Raw genomic sequence first — 18,184 nt, 5'->3', positions numbered from 1 at the left:
CAGTCCGGAGTCTGGGCTGCTCTTTGCCATACCTTATTGGACGAAGGGAGCATAGAACGAATCCGCAGGTATCGCCTGAGCGGCTCTAACCATGTATTCTCTCATGTCTGAGAGGACCTGTTTGCCCGGCCAGTGGTCTGGTAGCAGCTCATCCGGGAGATAGGGGTCGGCCATGAACAGTCCGCTTAACTCCTCACCCATTTGCAAATATAGCAGGAACAGCTGTAATGGTTGCCCCGCCTGAAGGGTATCCGCTAATCTCGGAGCGAATTCTCCCTTCAGCCAGACTGCTTTCTTCCGGTATAAGGCTTCGATGTCGTCCAGGTGCCAGATGGCCTGCGCTTTGAGCGGTGTAATCGTGCCTTCCTGGAATTGGCCTTGCAGGATGGACACCCTGCCATTCAGCTCCAGTTTCTGGATCTGGGCTGTAACCTCATCCTGATAGTTCCATGGTGAGATGTACACACTGTTATATAAAAGCCCGTAACCCAGTTGCCCGAGTGCTGAGCGGAACAGGTCGCGCTTCTTGCGTTCCGATTCGGGAACCTCGAGCATTACTACATCCCAGGTATGGTCCCACTGCTCCTGATAACGGGCCGGCTTGCTGTTAATCGCCTTAATGTAGGCGAGCCCCTCGGCAGTGACGTTATACCTGGAACGTGCCGGGGATGCGATATAGCCCTCTTTTTTCAAACGGGACAGGGCGTTGCGGATATAGGTGGAGGTGTACCCCCTGTGCTCATAGATCTCGACTAACTGCTGGGCGCCCATCTGCTTCACTTTAGATAACAGAAACAGCATTGTTTTCTCAACGGACAGCAACTTCTTCACACCTCTCTTGACAGCTGGCAGGAATAGATATATCATAAAAACAAACGAACGTTATAATTTATGTTATATTCGTCAATCGCACTGCTGGATTTGAATTTAGAGCAACTTGGTGTCATTGTATCGTAAACCTTGGGTTTTTGCACGATGCATTCCTTAGTACCTATTGAAACTAATCAAGAAGAGGAGACGAATTCTATGAAAATTACCTACCACAGCCATTCCTGTGTTCAAATTGAGGTGAACGGCAAATCGCTGATTATCGACCCGTTCATTAGCGGCAATCCGGCGGCGGTGACGAAGGTAGAGGATATTCAGACCGATGCCGTACTGCTGACTCACGCCCATATGGACCATATCCTGGACGCTGTGCCGATTGCTGAGCGGAATCAGGCGGTAGTTGTAGCCAATGTGGAACTCGCAGGTCATCTGGAGGGTCAGGGAGCGAAGAAGACGATCGGGATGAACATCGGGGGAACGGTGGACCTTGGCTTTGCCAAGGCGACGATGATTCATGCCTTCCACACTTCCAGCATCACGCTGGAGGATGGACAGAGAATCTATGGCGGAACGCCGGCGGGCTTCATTGTTGAGGCGGAGGGACGTACCGTGCTTCATGCCGGAGATACCGGGCTGTTCGGTGACCTGAAGATGTTCGGGGAGCTGTATTCCATAGATTTGGCTATTCTGCCTATCGGCGGTCATTTCACTATGGGACCAGAGCATGCCTTGATTGCGGCGAAGTGGCTGGGCGCGAAGCAGGTGCTTCCGGTTCATTACAATACCTTCCCGCCGATCCGCCAGGATGCCGGGGCCTTCGTGAAGGCGCTGGAGGAAGCGGGAATCCGGGGGACAGCGCTTGGTTTAGGGGAGTCGCTGGAGCTGTAAGGTCAACCTTAATCTGCTAAAATAATGCTACAGCCGTTTCCTTGCTCCGGCAAAGAAACGGCTGTATTCGTATAGCGGATTGTCTAGCGGGCGAAGGCGGACAGCTCCCGGTTGAAGCGTTCCCGTTCGTCATAGAAGAGTCCGTGCCCGCTGTTCTCGAACGGTATAAGCACGGAATGCCTGATTCCCTGATGCTGGGCCACTGCCAGCGGATACAGGCAGACCTGATCATGGATGCCGTGCATAATCAGGGTCGGGACCCGGATGCAGGCCAGATCCTGGAACAGCTCCTCGGTGAGCCAGGCCTCGGAGACAGCGATCGTAGACCAGCTTGCCGCTTCCAGCCCGAGCTGGAAAAACCAGTCGGAGAACGGCTGTGAGACCTTGTGATAGAAGAACATGTCACCGAAATCCCGCAGCATCTTCGGCCGGTCCTGCCAGGTGGCCTGAATAATCTGCTCAATGACCTCTCTGATCGTGCCGTACGGGAAGCCCGGGCGCTGAATCAGACTGGGGGCTGCTGCTGCAAACAGTGCAAGCCTGGAGACCCCGTAGCCCTGATGCCGGGCCATATACCGGATGGCGACGGCGCCGCCGGTGGAATGTCCGCCCAGCGTAATGTTCTGCAATCCCAGGGCGCCGATGACACAGCGGATATCATCGGCGAGCCGGTTATAGTCGTACCGGCCGGTTGGCTTATCCGATTGGCCGAAGCCACGCATATCCACTCCGATACACCGGTAGCCCAGCGGGATCAGCTGGTTGTACTGGTATTCGAACATCCGGTGGTTAGCCGGCCAGCCGTGGATGAACAGGATGGTCCTGCTGCCCAGCGGATTGATGTCATTGACATAGATTTTGACGTCCGGTTCAACTCTGATCCAATGCTCCATAATACTTCCTCCATTTGCCGGTTGATGGTCCTATGGGGATATACTATTCAGGGTTGTAGGGAAAGTGCCTAGAGAAGGAATTGTTAACTGAGAGGGGGCATCATCATGAAATACAGGCTTGGCGATATAGACTGGAAAGAACAGTCTGCGGAAGGTGAGAAGCTGCTTAGGAAGGCTGACGGGGCGGTGCTTACTTCCATGCAGGGAGGCTTGGAAGCGGAGGTACAGCGGGTAAAGCTGGGAGATACAGAGCTGGTGCTCAAAAGCTGGAACCGTGAATCCCGGCCGGACATTCCGCTGCAATACAAGGTGCTGGAGCGCCTCTACAGTCAGGGCTGCGCGGTATCCAATCCTTACGCCTGGGGCGTGGATGCGGAGGGCTATCATGTGCTGTTAATGAGTTACGACGGAACCCCCGTCCGCAAGGTGAATGCGGCAGGCCTCGCAGCCATAGCGCATAATCTGCTCAATATACATAAGCTAGATCTTAATACACTGGACGGAGTCCATGTGCCGTCTTATGAATTCATCGACTACTTCTTCCCGGAATGGGGGCAGCAGCCGGAGATCCGGGCACTGGCGGGGAAGCTGATCGCTCAGGCAGAGATAACCCCGGACCGCCTGATTCATGGAGATTATCATCTGGGCAATGTTCTGGAGTCAGCCGGACAATACACCATTATTGACTGGACCAATGTTCAGCTCGGTGACCCACGGTATGACATAGCCTGGTCTATTCTGCTGCTTAGGGTCTATGCGGGCGAGCGGTACGCCGGTATCTACCAGAGGGCATTCCTCACCTCAGGCAGCTGCACTCCGGCAGAGCTTGTGCTGTTCGAGGCACTGGCCTCGCTGCGCTGGCTTCAGCTCCACCGGACCACCGGCGTTCCGCTGCACCGCAACACGCTTACTGTGATGCGGGCGCTAATGCAGCAGAATGTATTTTTGCCGGACGGCCTGCTATGACCTCCGTTCAGGCTTCTGCGGCTTCGTGCGGGCAGGCCGGCTTACCCAATTGCTGCGGTTCATCGGCTTCACGGTATCGATCCGGGCCATAGCTGCCTCATCCTTGCTATTGTCAACCGGAGCCGTCTCTTCGGCGCTCCCGCTCTCCTGCTCTGTGTTGACCGGGGGCTTCTTGGACAGGCCGGCCCCATTATGCTTGCCCCGGTTCCATACGCTGTTCTTGCTCATCAGGGTACACTCCATTTCTGTTCACATATAGTTCAACCATACCATAAGTCAGCCTAAGCACAAAACTCTGATTTTGACAAGTTATAAATTGTACTATTGCCGATCCTGCAGGGTGGCTATAATGATATAGAATTGAAAGGAGATCACCCTGATGCCCATCAAGATTATTACCGACAGCGGTTCCGATTTACCCCCTGAGTACATCCGGCAGTACGATATCTCTATTGTTCATCTTCCGGTTCATTTCGGCCATGAGCTTATGCCGGATGATATGGATACGAAGGATTTCTATGCGCGGATGCATGAAGAGAAGGAGCTGCCGACCACGGCAAGCCCGAGCCCGCAGACCTTCCTGAATAGCTTCAAGGAGGTGGAGGCAGGCACTGATATTATGGTGATCTGCATGTCCTCCAATATCAGCAGTACTTATCAGACCGCAATGATCGCCAAGGAAATGTACGAGGAAGAGGGACATCCCAATGCGATTGAAATTATAGATTCCAAACTGTTCTCAGGCGGACTGTCCCTGATTGTCGCGATGGCAGCCAAATGGTCACTGACGGCAACAAGCCTGGCCGAGCTGAAGGATAAAGTGCTGGATAAGGTTGAAGAGACGATGGCCTACTTCACGCTGGATAGCCTGGAGAATGTAATCAAAGGCGGCCGGCTAAGCCGCATCTCCGGCGCTGTCGCCTCCGTGCTGAATATCAAGCTGCTGCTGAAGATCAGCGACGAGGGTGTCGTTGAAGTGGTGGAGAAGACCCGGGGGCTACCCAAAGCGCTGACCCATCTGCTGGCCAAGCTGGACCACAAGCAGCATGATTATGAACAGGCGGTGATCGCCATTGTTCACAGCAATTGCGAGAAGCTGGCGCTGGAGGTCAAGGCACGCATTCTGGAGAAGCATCCCTTCAAAGAGATTCTGCTGTCCACGATGGGGCCTGTGATGGGAACATATGCCGGACAGGGCGGAATCGGCGTTGCTTTTTAAGTGAAAAATAGTTCAAGCCGTATGTTGGAGGTTCCGGTGTACGGCTATTTGGCGTGCGGTGCAGCGTAGAATGGGAAGTGCAGAGCAGGCTAGGCACCCCGGGCTGGGCAGGTGCATAGAATGGAGCAAATCCACTAATACGGAGGTCTAACGCTCATGTCAACCTATCAGTCCGGCCCGCAAACAACGGTGATCTACCAGGCAGACCCAGCGGCGGTTAAGCATATGCAAGGGGTTCGCGATTCTCTGCATCAGAGTTGCAAGCCATATCTGAATCATCAAGTGCAGGTGCAGACGCTTGACGGACAGATGCATGAAGGCACCCTCGCCGGGATGGACAGCAAAAACCTGTATCTGACCGTAACAGTGACCATGGAGAACGGCCGCGGGTATTACAATCCGTACTACAAGCCTTATCCCGGCTATGGCTATCCCGGTTACCCTTATCCGGGTGCGGTGAGCAGCAATGTGATCGTTCCGCTGGTCCTGTATGAGCTGCTGGCGATTTCGTTACTCTAAGTGAGGGGATTCTCCTTCGGCGCTTGATAACCGGGTCGGCACACGGCTGATCCGGTTATTCGGCTGCCCGGCGCTTGTGCCAATGGAATATTGATCTGTTATACTGGCAGTAAGACAGACAAGACAGGAGCTATGATGGTATGAAAAAAATGTTTTTGGCCTCCTCCTTTATTGACGTTGCCGGCCTGCTCGCAGATTTTGAGCCAGACTTAAGCGGTAAAAGGGTAACCTTCATTCCCACGGCCAGCAAAGTGGAGGAATATGTAGTCTATGTAACCGAAGGAAGAGAGGCCCTTGAGCAGCTGGGGCTGATTGTAGACGAGCTGGATGTAGCCACCGCTCCCGCAGCGGACATTGCTGCCAAGATTCAAACGAATGATTACATCTATGTGAGCGGCGGCAATACCTTCTATCTCCTGCAGGAGCTGAAAAGAAGCGGAGCAGATGCCATGATCGCGGATGCCGTTAACGCCGGTAAGCTGTACATTGGAGAGTCGGCCGGATCGATTATCGCCTCAGCGAGTATTGAATATGTACAAGGAATGGATAGCGTAGAGCCGGCCCCAGAGTTATCGGATTTTACTGCGCTGGGCCTGGTAGAGTTCTATACTGTACCGCATTACAACAGCTTCCCTTTTATAGAAAGTGCGCAACAGATTGTGGACACCTATTCGGCTACCCTCAGCTTGCGTCCGATCACCAACAACGAAGTCATTTGGGTCAAGGGCGACGAGATTAGCGTTAAAAGCATCAGCTAGGCCCGGGCGGTCTGGCCTGTAGCTGAATGTACATAAAGTAAAGGGATGATCCGGCGGATCATCCCTTTGTTTAAAATTACGGCTTATTGGCATTACGCTTAAGCGTTCACAACGGCTGTAATCTCTTCATCGAGCTCCAGCCGCACATCCTCGCGGTAAGCGCGGATGCCGTATTCGCTGTGCAGATACCGGAGAATGGCCTCAATCATATTGGATTCCACCAGATACTGGCTCCGGCCCTGTGTCCAGACCTCTGCGGTGTAGCCGGTGTCTTCATCCCAACTGAGCTCGACCTGGACTTCCTCCACCCGGACAGCCTTGCGCTCCGCCATATGCAGGCAGATCGCGTTGATAATCTCGTCCATGCTGAGAACCGTAACCGCCATCTTAATAACGCCCGTCTCTTTCCTGCAGTCTGCGTCGTTCCTGTCTGCGCTTGAAGAACGACATGATCAGGACAATGACGAAGTAGATGGCCATCATGTTAATCAGGAAGCCGATGATATTTCCCAGTGCGCCCATGCCGGCGAACATGCTGCCGAAGAGCAGGCCGGCGATCCCGCCGATCATCAGGCCCTTCATCAGTCCGCCGCCGCTGAAGAAGCCGCGGTTTGCGTTGGCTGCCGTTCCGGAAGTGCTGCTTTTGGTGCTATCGCTTTTTTTCACGTTGTCAGTAGTGGATTTCTTCGGGGTGGTGGTGAAGCCCCGGGTACCGGACTTGAAGCCTCCGCCGCCGCGGCGGGCATCTGCCATGTCAGGTGCAGCTGTGACGAAGAACAGGGTGAAGGCCATGACAATCATCAATGCGTGTTTCATTAGTTTCATTATAGTACGTGAACCTCCTAGTGATTTGGTAACACCTTACCGGTGTTCCCCCGGTAATACGCAGGCGGAGGCCCAAGGTTTCAATTTTTAATATTCATAAATGTAAACAAGCGGAAACGGCTTTGCCGTCCTTTTTAAGGACGGCACCCGTTTCAGCGAGAAATATAAGGATAAGTTATCGTGTGCAACCTATAAATTCTTATATTTTAAAAAAGGCGCGGGTCCGGGACCCGCGCAAACAGCAGTTATTCAGAGAGTTGTCTTCACGTCAGCGTATCCATCCGAGACAAGCTCAAGCGCTCCGGTAGCCGGGTCGATGACCATGCCGTGGATAGGTACGTTTGGTGGGAGTAGGGGATGGCGCTTGATCAGCTCCACAGTCTGAATTACCCCTTCCTCCACATTGTCAAACCCGCGCAGCCATTTTGTCAGTTTAATCCCCGAATTTTCGAGCGTGTTCAGCACTTCCTCGGACACGCCCCGCTGCTTAATTGAATTAATCATTTTGTCGGCGTTTAGGGAGGCCATGCCGCATTCATAGTGCCCGACGACGATAACCTCGTCTGCATCCAGCTCATACAGCGCAACCATGACGCTGCGCATCACGCTCCCGAACGGCTGGGAGATGACAGCGCCGGCGTTTTTGATGATTTTAACATCGCCGTTCTTGAAGTTCATTGCCTTGGGGAGGAGCTCAACAAGCCTTGTGTCCATACAGGTGATGATCAGCATCTTCTTATCGGGAAAGCGGCTGGTCAGATAACTCTCGTATGCCTTCTCCTCCACAAAATGCTTATTGAACTCCAAAATGTCTGTAATCTGACTCATACATATGCGCCTCCTCAAATTAAACTGTAGTTTATTGTACTGCGTCTTGCGGCGAACATAAAGAGCTTGCTGTGCGTAATCATGATGAGTATAAGCGTATTTCCGCTTCTGCTCTGTAGACCGCCAACCATTTCAAATTTGAAGAGGTGCAGCCTGAATTTGATTATAGCGATTATAAAAAGTATCATCAAGAGGTGTAGAAAAAATTAACAAGGCAGGTGCTTACCCATGGAACAGCAGGTCCGGGAAGAGTGGGAGAAATTCAGTGAGCTATTATCCAAGATTAAAGGTTACTATGAAGCGATCGGGCTTCTCGGCTGGGATCTGCGCACCGGTGCGCCGCGTAAGGGCGTTGAGATCCGTTCAGCTACATTGGGCATGCTGAGTGCCGAAGCGTTCAAGCTTGAGGTATCAGAGGAGATGGGCGCGTTCACCGAGTATTTCAGCCGGCCTGAGGTCATGAGCCAGTTGAACAGCAATCAGAACAAGATTGTGAAGGATGCCCGCAAGGAATACCAGCGCAGCAAGAGCATTCCCGCCAAAACCTTCGAGGAATACTCCGTGCTGACCGCCCATGCGCAGACGATCTGGGAAGAAGCCAAGGACAATGATGATTTCGTTTCCTTCGAGCCGTATCTCAGCAAAATTGTTGAGCTCAAGCAGAAATTCATTGATTACTGGGGCGTGAAGGGGACGCGCTATGACACGCTGCTGGATATGTATGAGCCGGATCTGACGGTGGATAAGGTGGACGATATCTTCAGCCGTCTGCGCAGCCGCCTCGTTCCGCTGGCTGAAGCGATCAGCGCCTCGCCGAACCAGCCGGATACGGAGTTCCTGAGCCAGATTTTCCCCAAGGAGCAGCAGGAGAAGTTCGGTCTCTTCTTGTTGGAGCAGATGGGCTATGATTTCGAGGCCGGACGCCTGGATGAGAGTGTGCATCCGTTCGCAACCGGGCTCAATCCCGGCGATGTGCGCATTACTACCAACTATCTGCTGGACAATGTAGCCAGTGCGATCTTCAGCTCGCTGCATGAGGGCGGACACGCCCTGTATGAGCAGAACTTCGGGGAAGAGCTGATCGGCACGCCGCTGGCGCAGGGCGCTTCCATGGGGATTCATGAATCCCAGTCCAGACTGTGGGAGAATATGATCGGCCGCAGCCTGGCCTTCTGGCAGCGTTATTACGGTGATCTCCAGCAGCATTTCCCTGAGCAGCTTGCGGAGGTTACGGTGGAGGAATTTTACCGGGCGATCAACAAAGTGGGCAATTCCTTCATCCGCATTGAAGCCGATGAGCTGACGTATAACCTCCATATTATTGTGCGCTATGAGATCGAGAAGCTTATTTTCAACGAAGGGCTGGAAGTGAAGGATCTGCCGAAGGTCTGGAATGCGAAGTACCAGGAGTATCTCGGCATTACACCGCCAACCGATGCGCTGGGCGTGCTGCAGGACGTTCACTGGTCTGGAGGTGACTTCGGTTATTTCGCATCCTATTCACTCGGCAACATGTACGCGGCCCAGATGCTGAATACGCTGCGCAAGGAGCTGCCGGAGTTCGAGGAGCTGATTGCCACAGGCAACCTGCTGCCGATTAAGGAATGGCTTACCGATAAGGTATACCGCTACGGCCAGAGCCTGACCCCTTCGCAGATCATTGAGCAGGTGACCGGTGAGCCGCTGAACCCGGATTATCTGGCGGATTACCTGGAAGCGAAGTATACCGAGCTGTACAAGCTGTAGAAGAACCAGCGGCTGGAAGGATGCCCGGAAAACGGCTATAATAGAAGGAAACCGTTAACGGAAGGAATTGTGGTATGGCTAACACTCACACTTACAGCCGCAGGGAAGAAGTGGCCAATGCGGTTACGCATGGAATCGGCGCTGTATTAAGCGTCGCTGCACTGGCGCTGCTGGTCGTATTTGCAGCTCAGTATGGCTCGGCCTGGCATGTCGTCAGCTTCTCCATCTATGGCGCTACGATGCTGCTGCTGTATTTTAATTCAACGATGGTGCATAGTCTCAGGGAAGGCAAGGCGAAGGATTTCTTTGAATTCCTGGATCATTCCTCGATCTATTTATTTATCGCCGGCACGTATACCCCCTTCATGCTGGTGGCGATCCGCGGTCCGCTGGGCTGGACGCTGTTCGGTATCGCTTGGGGAATCGCGGTATTCGGGGTTGTGTTCAAGGCCTTCTTCGTCAAAAGATTCCTGTTCATGTCCACGATCTTCTACATTGCAATGGGCTGGATGATTGTGATTGCCTGGGGTCCCCTGACCCAGGCCGTGGCCAGCGGAGGCATTACACTGCTGGTGCTGGGCGGGGTGCTGTACACACTGGGTACGGTGTTCTACGTATGGCGCGGATTTCCGTACCATCATGCGATCTGGCATTTATTCGTGCTCGCGGGTACGGTGCTGCATTTCTTCGTTGTTTTGTTGTATATCACTCCGATTCAATAAGGGGAAGAAGCCCGGAATAGAGCGGTATTCCAGCTTAGAATCGCCCGTTTGGGACAAAGAAAAAGATGACAAGCAAAAAAGCTTGACATCTTTCTTTGTTTTCGGTATCATAAGGGACGTTGTGAAGCTGTAAAGTGTTTTTCCTTGACGAAGGGAGTGCCCTTAATGAGTCAGGAGAATAGGCTCGAGAAGACGAACCGGATCAACCTGTTATTTGCTTTCTACGAACGGCTGCTTACCGATAAGCAGCAGACGTTCCTCAAATATTATTTCCACGATGATTTCTCCCTGGGAGAGATTGCTGCGGAATTTGAAATCAGCCGCCAGGCCGTATATGAGCACATTAAGCGGGCGGAGCAGGTGCTTGAGAATTATGAAGAGAAGCTTGGACTTCTGTCCAAGCATGAAGACCGTAACAAGTATATCGAAGAACTGCGCAGACTGCCTGACCATGGGACGCTGCCTGAGCCATTTGAGCAGCAGTTCATGGACATCTTGGACCGGCTGCAGAAGTTAGAATAGCATTGAAGGGAGCGAGCCGCCTATGGCATTTGAAGGGTTAACCGGAAGATTGCAGAATGTGTTCAGCAAGCTGCGCGGCAAGGGCAAAGTATCCGAAGATGATGTCAACGAAGCGATGCGTGAAGTGCGGCTGGCCCTTCTGGAAGCTGACGTTAACTTCAAGGTCGTCAAGGACTTCGTGTCTAAGGTGAAGGAGAAGTCGATCGGCACGGAAGTGATGGACAGCTTCACACCCGGCATGGTCATTATCGATATTGTTAATAAGGAACTGACCGAGCTGATGGGCGGAAGCCAGGCGAAGCTGGCGAAGTCGAACAAGCCGCCGACTGTCGTCATGATGACAGGTCTGCAGGGTGCAGGTAAGACTACCACCTCCGGTAAGCTGGCGAAGCTGCTGCAGAAGGGCAATCACCGCCCGCTGCTCGTAGCGGCGGACATCTACCGTCCTGCGGCGATTAAGCAGCTGCAGGTGCTGGGTGACCAGATTAAGGTTCCCGTCTTCTCGCTGGGAGATCAGACGAGTCCGGTGGAGATCGCCAGACAAGCGATTCAACATGCGAAGGATAACAATCTGGATTATGTCCTTATCGATACAGCGGGCCGCCTGCATATAGATGAAGCGCTGATGGAAGAGCTGAAGCAGATTCATGCTGTAACGAATCCTGATGAGGTATTGCTGGTCGTGGATGCCATGACCGGTCAGGATGCCGTCAATGTGGCAGACAGCTTCAATAAGCAGCTTGAGCTTACCGGTGTAGTATTAACCAAGCTTGATGGTGATACCCGCGGGGGGGCAGCGTTGTCCGTTAAGGCCGTCACCGGCTGTCCGATCAAGTTCGCCGCGCTCGGCGAGAAGATCGATGCGCTGGAGCCGTTCCATCCGGAGCGGATGGCGTCACGGATTCTTGGTATGGGCGACATGCTCTCACTCATCGAGAAGGCCCAAGCCAACATCGACAGCGAGAAAGCGAAGGAAATGGAACGTAAGATGCGCAATGCGGAATTTACGTTCGATGATTTCCTGGAGCAGATGGATCAGGTCAAGAAGCTTGGCCCGATCGATCAGATCCTCGATATGCTGCCCGGCATGAACAAAGCCAAGGGCATGAAGGATCTGAAGGTCGACGATAAGCAGATGGGCCGTGTCGAAGCCATTGTTCATTCCATGACCAAGGCCGAGAAAGCCCAGCCTGAGATCATCAACCATAACCGCCGCAAGCGTATCGCTGCAGGCAGCGGCACCAACGTAGCCGAGGTGAACCGGCTCATCAAGCAATTCGATGAGATGCGCAAGATGATGAAGCAGTTCTCCGGCATGATGGGCGGCGGCGGCAAGGGCGGCAAGAAGAACGCCATGAAGCAGCTCAAGGGCCTTGCCGGTAAGGGCGGCATGAAATTCCCGTTCCGTTGAGGTTTTGATCAGACATAGTACAACATCAGAAGATCATGAGGTCTTTGCCTTTAGTCTTTTGATCTTAATCTTTTAATCATTTGGTTTTTAGATCAGACATAGTACAACATCAGATGATCAAAAGGTTTTGACCTTGACCTTAATCTTTTGCCCTTAATCTTTCCTCCGTATCCAGGGGACGCCGCCAGTCGAGCGTATCCCGCAGGGAGGAAAAGCGGTCCTTCACCAAACCCCGCCAAGTCCCGCCAGTCTGAACTCCTACGCTAATTGCACTTAGCGGGAGTCCAGAGGGTGCAGCCCTTTGGGGCCCTCCCTTGGGGAAGGGAGGATTTGGGAGGGATGGAAAAAGGGTTTATCTTAAACAATTCTCTATATTCCGATACTCTATTAAGGAGGTGAATTTCGTGGCAGTACGTATTCGTCTGAAAAGAATGGGTGCACATAAAGCGCCTTTCTACCGTGTAGTGGTTTCCGATTCCCGGTCCCCTCGTGACGGTCGTTTTATTGAGGAAATCGGTTATTATAATCCGGTTGAAGTTCCAGCAGTCGTTAAGATTGATGAAGAGAAGGCTCTTAAATGGCTTCAGACAGGTGCCCAGGCATCTGATACCGTCCGCAACCTGCTTTCCAAGGCTGGCGTGATGAAGAAGTTCCATGAGTCAAAGCTACAGAAATAATGACTGATTGCGAGGGTCCTCTATGGAAGAATTAGTTGGCGTTATTGCTAAGGCTTTAGTGGATCATCCGGAGGATGTGGCTGTGCGGACCGTGGAGAAGGATCACCTGATTGTCTATGAGCTTTCCGTACATCCTGATGATGTCGGCAAGGTCATCGGCAAGCAGGGGCGGATCGCCAAAGCGTTTCGTACCGTAGTCACATCGGCAGCAGTCAAGAGCGATAAACGCGTTACCGTGGATATTTTATCTTAAGGATGCGTACAAGAGGGGCTAGGGATAGTATATCCCGGCTCCTTTTTGTTGAAAATATAAGAATTTATATGTTGCACACGATAAGAACGGCAGAAGGAGAGGAATTTATGACGGAAGAGTTAACGGTAGGCAGGCTGGTGAATACTCACGGAGTCCGCGGAGAGATCAAAATTCTGTCCCACACCGACTTTCCGGAGGTGCGCTTTGCCCCCGGCAAGAAGCTGCTGCTGATTCCGGCAGACGGAAGCCCGAAATTCGAGGTTACCATCGAATCAGCCAGAGAGCATAAAGGGATGTACATCGCGAAGCTTAAAGGGTACACCAATATCAATGAGGTTGAGAAATACAAGGGCAGTATGCTGAAGGTGCCTGTAGAGGACTTGGTCGAGCTGCCGGACAACGAATATTATTTCCATCAGATTGTAGGCTGTGAGGTTTACACGGACGAGAATGCAGAGCAGCCGCTGGGAACCATTAAGGAGATTCTGCAGCCGGGAGCGAATGATGTCTGGGTCGTGAAGCCGGCGAAGGGCAATGATATTCTGATTCCGGTCATTAACGATGTCGTGCTTGATGTGAATATTGCAGCCCGGAGAATCACCGTGCATCTTATGGAAGGGCTGCTTCCATGATGCGGATTGATGTGCTGACGCTGTTCCCGGAGATGTGTGAGGGCGTGTTCGGCACCAGCATTGTCGGCAAGGCCCGGGAGAAGGGAATCGTTACGCTGAATGCGGTCAACTTCCGTGACTTCTCAGGAAACAAGCATAACAGCGTGGATGATACCCCTTACGGGGGCGGGGGAGGCATGGTGCTGAAGCCTGATCCCATCTTCGCAGCAGTAGAGCATGTACTGGCGCAGAGCGCCGCTGACAGCGGGCAGGACGGGGTTGTTGAGGATACCGCTGTGAAGCCGCGCATCATCCTCATGTGCCCCCAGGGCCGGACTTATAATCAGCAGATTGCCGAGGAGCTGGCGCAGGAGCAGCATCTGATCTTCATCTGTGGACATTACGAGGGTTACGATGAACGAATCCGGGAGCATCTGGTAACAGACGAACTCTCGATTGGCGACTATGTACTAACGGGCGGCGAGTTACCCGCTCTGACGGTGATTGATTCGGTAGTGCGTCTCCAGCCCGGGGCACTCGGTAACGAGACCTCTGCGGTAACGGACTCCTTCAGCACGGGCCTGCTGGAGTATCCCCACTATACCCGCCCCGCCGAGTTCCGGGGGTGGAAGGTGCCGGATATGCTGCTTAGCGGCCATCATGCCAACATTGAGGGGTGGCGGCGCGAGCAGGCACTACAGCGTACTTTGGAACGTCGTCCGGATCTGCTGGAGACAGCCGCGCTGACAGAGAAGGACAAGCAGACACTGAAGCGGCTGCGGGAGCAGGCAAGCATTAAGGATAACCAATAAAATTTGGGCTTCGTTTGGAGTCATAACCAGCGTCTTGTTAACGTATATTACGTTAGGGAGGCGTTTTTTGCTGTGTGCCGGGAACCGTATTCGGCTATTAATGAATTGGAAGGAGCAAACAGAAAGAATAGTAGAGTAAGGGAAAGATGAGTATCAGATGCGTCGGCGTCCCTGGATCAGGGTAATAATGAGAGGCGCCGCAAGAATAGATGCAGCTTAAGATACAGCTAGCTTAACTACCGAAAGGAATGACTGAAGTGACTACGAATACGCATGAAACATTCAAGCCTGCCGTGGACACAGTCCACAACAAAGAGGCGGAGCCGCTCCGCACCGTTAGCGATATTATCGATTTCTATAAGAACCGCAAATCGTAATTAAATATAGCCCGGCCATACAGCAGGTTCCACCAGTAACCGCCTGAGTGAGGAAGGACTTAACGTCCTGCCCGCTCAGGCGGTTATTTTATGTCCACTTCGAAGTGAATTTCAGAAGACCAACAAAAAAAGACCGTCCGAAGACGGTCTTTCTACCCGAGGCGCTAACTTGTAACCTTGATCCGTATCCCGCGCCACCAAGGCTAAGAGGTTCAGCCGTTGGTCCGGGTAAGGGATACGTTCAACATGTCATGCTTGATGTGAACGCACCTCCTTTCCTTGTGCCAAGAGTATAGCATAGCTTAGGGGGAATATCCATTGAATTTTAACAAAATCCTCAAAAATAATTCTAGCAAAATATTCTAGCACCGGGTTTGAAACTGAAGCGAATCTGAGGTATATTATAAGTATACATAGAAAGTAACCGTTTCCTGGCATATATTGATTATTGTAGGCGTATGTTAGTTTGTGGGATGCGGTGTATGGATTTCGTCGGGGTATAGCGCAGCCTGGTAGCGCGCACCCTTGGGGTGGGTGAGGTCGCAGGTTCAAATCCTGTTACTCCGATTATAGGAAATGGAGCAGATAAGATCATACCTGAGGGAGTTGGCTCCTGGAGGGCGTGGTCTTATTTTTATTGAAAACAGTATAGGATAAAGAAGCTAAAGAGGATGTTAGTCTTGAATTGTAATACAAAGTGTAATACATGTATTACAAAGTAAATCAAAACATGATATACTATAGTCAACAAAAAGAGTCGTGCGTCACCACGACTCTCCCTGCGCAATAGAGCCGCTTTTAAGGGCGGCCAGCTGTGGTGGAATGACGATGCAAATAGACCGATTCCTTGCCGGGGCGCGGTCTATTTGTGTTTACTGAATGAAAGTATTAGAACCACTAAAGTAGCGAATGAGATCATTAGCATTAAAGTGTCTTTAACTTCCACAAGGCATCCCTCCCTTCTGTAGAGAGGTAGCCGACACGCCCCTATAAGCCTGTTCTATTGCTTCTGTGATTATATCATATTATGTAGATGATTGGCATTTATTGCAAAAAACACTTCCGTCAGAACAACGCTCTGAGGGAAGTGTTTGATTGATGTAGTAATTACGTGCTGTTACATCCTGCCCCGATCCTCGTCCCGGCGGTTAAGCATGATTACTCCGGTGACGAGCGAATATAAGCCAACAGCCAAAAGCAGTACGATGGCCCAAGTATAATTGCGCACGGTGTAGGTGAGCGAAGCGAAAATGATAAACCAGGCGATCCGCAGTACTCCTTCGTTCATAAAACGTCTGCCTGCTGTGCTCATGATTCCTGCCTCCTTAAGAATTGTAGAATAATGTTCATAAACTTTAGAATTTATTTTGAATGGTTACTCTAATATTACCCCTTTTTACACAAAATTGATACACAATGTTCACAAGTTCTTGTTTTCACAGCAAGTTTATTTATTGACAGCCCAGCCATGACGATAGCCGTTGCCGGCTTATCCCTCCCCTCATAAGATACAGAAACACGGTTGAGGAGGAAAGAGCAGATGGATGCTTATTATAATTGCCTTCATTGCAAAAATAAGCGGGTACGTATTCTGACCACTGACGGCAAGCGCCACGAAGGAATTATTGTCGATGTGGACCGGAACAATGTGTATCTGAAAACCAAGGGCAACGGCAGAATGAAAACCTCGGCATTCTATCCGGGAGGACCGGGGGGCTACTATGGCGGGTACTACGGCTACGGCAGCGAAATTCTTACCCTGAGCTTGTTCACGCTGCTGGCAATCGCTCTGATCTAATTGCTGTCAGGCACACCAAAAAAAAGTGGGCCCCTGATGCTCAGGGATGCCCACTTTTTATTGTGATATATTTGATAATTAATTAACCGATATGGCACCAATCTGTGTGTTAAGTGTGATGAGCGGACCGCCGCCGTTGAAATCCCTGGTCTTGCCGTCACCGGTGCCGGAGATGTGGCCAAGCTCACTGCTGGCTTTCACAGTGCAGGGGAGGGAGTCAGCCAGTTCGGCGCTGATTCTGCCTATCCCGCTCTTGGCTTTGAGACTGCTGCCGCTGTCCATTCCGGAAATACCCAGCTCAATGCTGCCTGTATCCGACTCCACGCTAGACTTACCGGTGAAGACGGTGTCTTGCAGGACGATGCTGCCGACATTGCTGCTGACCTCAAACGTCCCTTCAAGACCGCTGAGCTGAACCTTGCCTACATTATTATCAACCTCAAATATGTTCACGGTATCTGGCAATCCTATTTCATAATTAATGCTGAAGTTGGAATCACCGTATTCCTGCTGTGCCCATTCCCAAATATTCTTCTTCCGGTTATCGGGACTGTGTGTTGAGACGATCAGGGCATCTCCTTTATGCTCGATGGATAATTGCGCATGGTCAAGCACACCGGCTACTGTGTCGTGATCCTTTTGCTCATAGACGATAATGGTGGCTTTTACCTCGATCTCATCACCGGATGCCTGGGTTACGCTGACCTCCCCAACGGCATTCTCCAGCTTAAGCACTGAAGCAGAGCCTGCAGGCAAAGAGGTGCTGAATTCTCTGCTGATACCATGGGCATTCAGCTTGTCTTGAAGCTGTTCGGCCGTATTCTGGACAACATCTCCTACGGCTGCAGTAGCATTGCTGACGCCTTGCTTGACAGCTGCTGCCGCTTCCTCACCTAAGGTGCCGGATATACGCTGCTCCAGTTGATTGTCTGCGGCCTCTTTGCCGGGAAGCTCCGTGCATCCGGCCAGCAGGACGATGGAGAATACGGCGGCGGCTGCGATGATGGCTGGGTTATGTTTTTTCTTCACTATATAGACCCTCCTAAAGGTTAATCAGTTGCTTATGTATACTCAATATTATATATTATGGGAAAACATTGAATAACAGGCTGGCGGCGGGTTGCGATACTGGACCATAGTCCAGTAAGCTTGTAACGGAGCGGCACAGAGGCGGACCGGATTCCGGTCAGAGGAAGTCAAAGGGAGCGGACGAGAAGGGAGCGGATGAGTCAAATGGTAGTTGCAGCGGTTGTGATGATTGTGCTCGCGGGTGCAGCTGTCTATGCAGTGTCCCGCAGCCGGATGAATCCAGGGAAGAGTGAGTCGCCGCATTCGGGCAGGAGAAGTAATGTAATCTCTATGGAGAGCCACCGCAGGGCCAAGCAGAATGCCGCTGACCAGATCTGCTCCTCCTGCAGGAAGAAGAACGGCAAGCTGATTTTTTATGCGCAGGATGATGGAAGTGTCGTCGGACTCTGCAAGGATTGCAAGGCCAAGGCGAAGAAACGGGATATGCTGCCGCTATGAGTGC

23 protein-coding genes and 1 tRNA gene are annotated in these 18,184 nt (G+C 52.0%); 16 read left to right on the top strand and 8 right to left on the bottom strand.

Going from position 1 to position 18,184, the window contains the following annotated elements; genetic code table 11:
* Positions 1-33 precede the first annotated feature (33 nt).
* On the bottom strand, positions 34-831 hold the full coding sequence (locus MHI24_RS03415; RefSeq protein ID WP_340024157.1) for a PaaX family transcriptional regulator C-terminal domain-containing protein: 798 nt from the start codon (positions 829-831) through the stop codon (positions 34-36).
* A 195-nt stretch (positions 832-1,026) separates the two neighbouring features.
* Between MHI24_RS03415 and MHI24_RS03410 the strand changes: the two genes are divergently transcribed.
* Complete coding sequence (locus MHI24_RS03410) at positions 1,027-1,716, top strand: metal-dependent hydrolase (RefSeq protein ID WP_340024156.1); 690 nt, start codon at positions 1,027-1,029, stop codon at positions 1,714-1,716.
* A gap of 83 nt (positions 1,717-1,799) precedes the next feature.
* Here the strand turns inward: MHI24_RS03410 and MHI24_RS03405 are convergent, their stop codons facing one another.
* The gene (locus MHI24_RS03405) at positions 1,800-2,609 is read right to left on the bottom strand and encodes an alpha/beta hydrolase (RefSeq protein WP_340024155.1); all 810 of its coding nucleotides are present in this window, start codon (positions 2,607-2,609) and stop codon (positions 1,800-1,802) included.
* A 105-nt stretch (positions 2,610-2,714) separates the two neighbouring features.
* Between MHI24_RS03405 and MHI24_RS03400 the strand changes: the two genes are divergently transcribed.
* Positions 2,715-3,575, top strand: coding sequence for an aminoglycoside phosphotransferase family protein (locus MHI24_RS03400; RefSeq protein ID WP_340024154.1), 861 nt, complete (start codon positions 2,715-2,717; stop codon positions 3,573-3,575).
* Here MHI24_RS03400 and MHI24_RS03395 read toward each other — a convergent pair.
* Positions 3,570-3,803, bottom strand: a complete 234-nt coding sequence (locus MHI24_RS03395) for a hypothetical protein (RefSeq protein ID WP_340024153.1) — start codon at positions 3,801-3,803, stop codon at positions 3,570-3,572. The two genes, MHI24_RS03400 and MHI24_RS03395, sit on opposite strands and share 6 nt — an antisense overlap.
* Before the next feature lie 151 nt (positions 3,804-3,954).
* Between MHI24_RS03395 and MHI24_RS03390 the strand changes: the two genes are divergently transcribed.
* The 3 genes from MHI24_RS03390 to MHI24_RS03380 all read left to right on the top strand — a co-directional run bounded on the left by MHI24_RS03390 (position 3,955) and on the right by MHI24_RS03380 (position 6,071).
* The gene (locus tag MHI24_RS03390; protein WP_340024152.1) at positions 3,955-4,794 is read left to right on the top strand and encodes a DegV family protein; all 840 of its coding nucleotides are present in this window, start codon (positions 3,955-3,957) and stop codon (positions 4,792-4,794) included.
* Positions 4,795-4,950: 156 nt separating this feature from the next.
* On the top strand, positions 4,951-5,313 hold the full coding sequence (locus MHI24_RS03385; RefSeq protein ID WP_340024151.1) for a hypothetical protein: 363 nt from the start codon (positions 4,951-4,953) through the stop codon (positions 5,311-5,313).
* Between the two features lie 140 nt (positions 5,314-5,453).
* Positions 5,454-6,071 (top strand): Type 1 glutamine amidotransferase-like domain-containing protein, encoded by a 618-nt coding sequence (locus MHI24_RS03380; RefSeq protein ID WP_340024150.1) that lies wholly within the window; start codon positions 5,454-5,456, stop codon positions 6,069-6,071.
* Between the two features lie 98 nt (positions 6,072-6,169).
* Here the strand turns inward: MHI24_RS03380 and MHI24_RS03375 are convergent, their stop codons facing one another.
* The 3 genes from MHI24_RS03375 to MHI24_RS03365 form a co-directional block, all read right to left on the bottom strand.
* Positions 6,170-6,457 carry a YxcD family protein gene (locus tag MHI24_RS03375; protein ID WP_340024149.1) on the bottom strand — a complete coding sequence of 96 codons (288 nt, stop codon included), beginning with the start codon at positions 6,455-6,457 and terminating at the stop codon, positions 6,170-6,172.
* 1 nt (position 6,458) lies between these two features.
* Entirely contained in the window at positions 6,459-6,896 is a 438-nt protein-coding gene (locus MHI24_RS03370; protein ID WP_340024148.1) for a hypothetical protein, read from the bottom strand.
* A gap of 249 nt (positions 6,897-7,145) precedes the next feature.
* Positions 7,146-7,724: a carbonic anhydrase gene (locus MHI24_RS03365; RefSeq protein ID WP_340024147.1), complete on the bottom strand. Its 579-nt coding sequence runs from the start codon at positions 7,722-7,724 to the stop codon at positions 7,146-7,148.
* A 228-nt stretch (positions 7,725-7,952) separates the two neighbouring features.
* On the opposite strand from MHI24_RS03365, the gene MHI24_RS03360 reads away from it, so the two are divergent.
* The 9 genes from MHI24_RS03360 (at position 7,953) to MHI24_RS03320 (ending at position 15,422) form a co-directional block, all read left to right on the top strand.
* Positions 7,953-9,470, top strand: a complete 1,518-nt coding sequence (locus MHI24_RS03360; RefSeq protein WP_340024146.1) for a carboxypeptidase M32 — start codon at positions 7,953-7,955, stop codon at positions 9,468-9,470.
* A 74-nt stretch (positions 9,471-9,544) separates the two neighbouring features.
* Positions 9,545-10,192 carry a hemolysin III family protein gene (locus tag MHI24_RS03355; RefSeq protein WP_340024145.1) on the top strand — a complete coding sequence of 216 codons (648 nt, stop codon included), beginning with the start codon at positions 9,545-9,547 and terminating at the stop codon, positions 10,190-10,192.
* 165 nt (positions 10,193-10,357) lie between these two features.
* A complete protein-coding gene (locus MHI24_RS03350) occupies positions 10,358-10,714 on the top strand; it encodes a putative DNA-binding protein (RefSeq protein WP_340024144.1) in 357 nt (118 codons plus the stop codon).
* Positions 10,715-10,736: 22 nt separating this feature from the next.
* A complete protein-coding gene (gene ffh, locus MHI24_RS03345) occupies positions 10,737-12,125 on the top strand; it encodes a signal recognition particle protein (RefSeq protein ID WP_340024143.1) in 1,389 nt (462 codons plus the stop codon).
* 404 nt (positions 12,126-12,529) lie between these two features.
* On the top strand, positions 12,530-12,802 hold the full coding sequence (gene rpsP / locus MHI24_RS03340) for a 30S ribosomal protein S16 (RefSeq protein WP_238653824.1): 273 nt from the start codon (positions 12,530-12,532) through the stop codon (positions 12,800-12,802).
* A gap of 22 nt (positions 12,803-12,824) precedes the next feature.
* A complete protein-coding gene (locus MHI24_RS03335) occupies positions 12,825-13,055 on the top strand; it encodes a KH domain-containing protein (RefSeq protein WP_340024142.1) in 231 nt (76 codons plus the stop codon).
* Positions 13,056-13,162: 107 nt separating this feature from the next.
* On the top strand, positions 13,163-13,687 hold the full coding sequence (rimM, locus tag MHI24_RS03330; protein ID WP_340024141.1) for a ribosome maturation factor RimM: 525 nt from the start codon (positions 13,163-13,165) through the stop codon (positions 13,685-13,687).
* Positions 13,687-14,478, top strand: coding sequence for a tRNA (guanosine(37)-N1)-methyltransferase TrmD (trmD, locus tag MHI24_RS03325; protein ID WP_340026591.1), 792 nt, complete (start codon positions 13,687-13,689; stop codon positions 14,476-14,478). The genes rimM and trmD overlap by 1 nt, the downstream gene beginning before the upstream one ends.
* An 870-nt stretch (positions 14,479-15,348) precedes the next feature.
* A tRNA-Pro gene (locus MHI24_RS03320) sits at positions 15,349-15,422 on the top strand.
* Positions 15,423-15,972: 550 nt separating this feature from the next.
* Here the strand turns inward: MHI24_RS03320 and MHI24_RS03315 are convergent.
* Positions 15,973-16,167: a hypothetical protein gene (locus MHI24_RS03315; protein ID WP_340024140.1), complete on the bottom strand. Its 195-nt coding sequence runs from the start codon at positions 16,165-16,167 to the stop codon at positions 15,973-15,975.
* Between the two features lie 228 nt (positions 16,168-16,395).
* Between MHI24_RS03315 and MHI24_RS03310 the strand changes: the two genes are divergently transcribed.
* A complete protein-coding gene (locus MHI24_RS03310) occupies positions 16,396-16,653 on the top strand; it encodes a hypothetical protein (protein WP_340024139.1) in 258 nt (85 codons plus the stop codon).
* A 78-nt stretch (positions 16,654-16,731) separates the two neighbouring features.
* Here MHI24_RS03310 and MHI24_RS03305 read toward each other — a convergent pair whose 3' ends face one another.
* Complete coding sequence (locus MHI24_RS03305) at positions 16,732-17,682, bottom strand: hypothetical protein (protein WP_340024138.1); 951 nt, start codon at positions 17,680-17,682, stop codon at positions 16,732-16,734.
* A gap of 195 nt (positions 17,683-17,877) precedes the next feature.
* Between MHI24_RS03305 and MHI24_RS03300 the strand changes: the two genes are divergently transcribed.
* Complete coding sequence (locus tag MHI24_RS03300; RefSeq protein ID WP_340024137.1) at positions 17,878-18,180, top strand: hypothetical protein; 303 nt, start codon at positions 17,878-17,880, stop codon at positions 18,178-18,180.
* The last annotated feature ends 4 nt before the right edge of the window (positions 18,181-18,184 follow it).

It is taken from the genome of Paenibacillus sp. FSL K6-1096 (genome assembly GCF_037977055.1).
Lineage (GTDB): Bacteria > Bacillota > Bacilli > Paenibacillales > Paenibacillaceae > Paenibacillus_AQ.
This window is presented reverse-complemented; position numbering and strand designations above follow the sequence as displayed.

What these genes read in the sequence shown, in the direction of transcription:
- MHI24_RS03410 (WP_340024156.1), top strand. Translation starts at nt 1,027, where the DNA reads ATGAAAATTACCTACCACAGCCATTCCTGTGTTCAAATTGAGGTGAAC.
- MHI24_RS03405 (WP_340024155.1), bottom strand. Translation starts at nt 2,609, where the DNA reads ATGGAGCATTGGATCAGAGTTGAACCGGACGTCAAAATCTATGTCAAT.
- MHI24_RS03400 (WP_340024154.1), top strand. Translation starts at nt 2,715, where the DNA reads ATGAAATACAGGCTTGGCGATATAGACTGGAAAGAACAGTCTGCGGAA.
- MHI24_RS03395 (WP_340024153.1), bottom strand. Translation starts at nt 3,803, where the DNA reads ATGAGCAAGAACAGCGTATGGAACCGGGGCAAGCATAATGGGGCCGGC.
- MHI24_RS03390 (WP_340024152.1), top strand. Translation starts at nt 3,955, where the DNA reads ATGCCCATCAAGATTATTACCGACAGCGGTTCCGATTTACCCCCTGAG.
- MHI24_RS03385 (WP_340024151.1), top strand. Translation starts at nt 4,951, where the DNA reads ATGTCAACCTATCAGTCCGGCCCGCAAACAACGGTGATCTACCAGGCA.
- MHI24_RS03380 (WP_340024150.1), top strand. Translation starts at nt 5,454, where the DNA reads ATGAAAAAAATGTTTTTGGCCTCCTCCTTTATTGACGTTGCCGGCCTG.
- MHI24_RS03375 (WP_340024149.1), bottom strand. Translation starts at nt 6,457, where the DNA reads ATGGCGGTTACGGTTCTCAGCATGGACGAGATTATCAACGCGATCTGC.
- MHI24_RS03370 (WP_340024148.1), bottom strand. Translation starts at nt 6,896, where the DNA reads ATGAAACTAATGAAACACGCATTGATGATTGTCATGGCCTTCACCCTG.
- MHI24_RS03365 (WP_340024147.1), bottom strand. Translation starts at nt 7,724, where the DNA reads ATGAGTCAGATTACAGACATTTTGGAGTTCAATAAGCATTTTGTGGAG.
- MHI24_RS03360 (WP_340024146.1), top strand. Translation starts at nt 7,953, where the DNA reads ATGGAACAGCAGGTCCGGGAAGAGTGGGAGAAATTCAGTGAGCTATTA.
- MHI24_RS03355 (WP_340024145.1), top strand. Translation starts at nt 9,545, where the DNA reads ATGGCTAACACTCACACTTACAGCCGCAGGGAAGAAGTGGCCAATGCG.
- MHI24_RS03350 (WP_340024144.1), top strand. Translation starts at nt 10,358, where the DNA reads ATGAGTCAGGAGAATAGGCTCGAGAAGACGAACCGGATCAACCTGTTA.
- ffh (WP_340024143.1), top strand. Translation starts at nt 10,737, where the DNA reads ATGGCATTTGAAGGGTTAACCGGAAGATTGCAGAATGTGTTCAGCAAG.
- MHI24_RS03335 (WP_340024142.1), top strand. Translation starts at nt 12,825, where the DNA reads ATGGAAGAATTAGTTGGCGTTATTGCTAAGGCTTTAGTGGATCATCCG.
- rimM (WP_340024141.1), top strand. Translation starts at nt 13,163, where the DNA reads ATGACGGAAGAGTTAACGGTAGGCAGGCTGGTGAATACTCACGGAGTC.
- trmD (WP_340026591.1), top strand. Translation starts at nt 13,687, where the DNA reads ATGCGGATTGATGTGCTGACGCTGTTCCCGGAGATGTGTGAGGGCGTG.
- MHI24_RS03315 (WP_340024140.1), bottom strand. Translation starts at nt 16,167, where the DNA reads ATGAGCACAGCAGGCAGACGTTTTATGAACGAAGGAGTACTGCGGATC.
- MHI24_RS03310 (WP_340024139.1), top strand. Translation starts at nt 16,396, where the DNA reads ATGGATGCTTATTATAATTGCCTTCATTGCAAAAATAAGCGGGTACGT.
- MHI24_RS03300 (WP_340024137.1), top strand. Translation starts at nt 17,878, where the DNA reads ATGAGTCAAATGGTAGTTGCAGCGGTTGTGATGATTGTGCTCGCGGGT.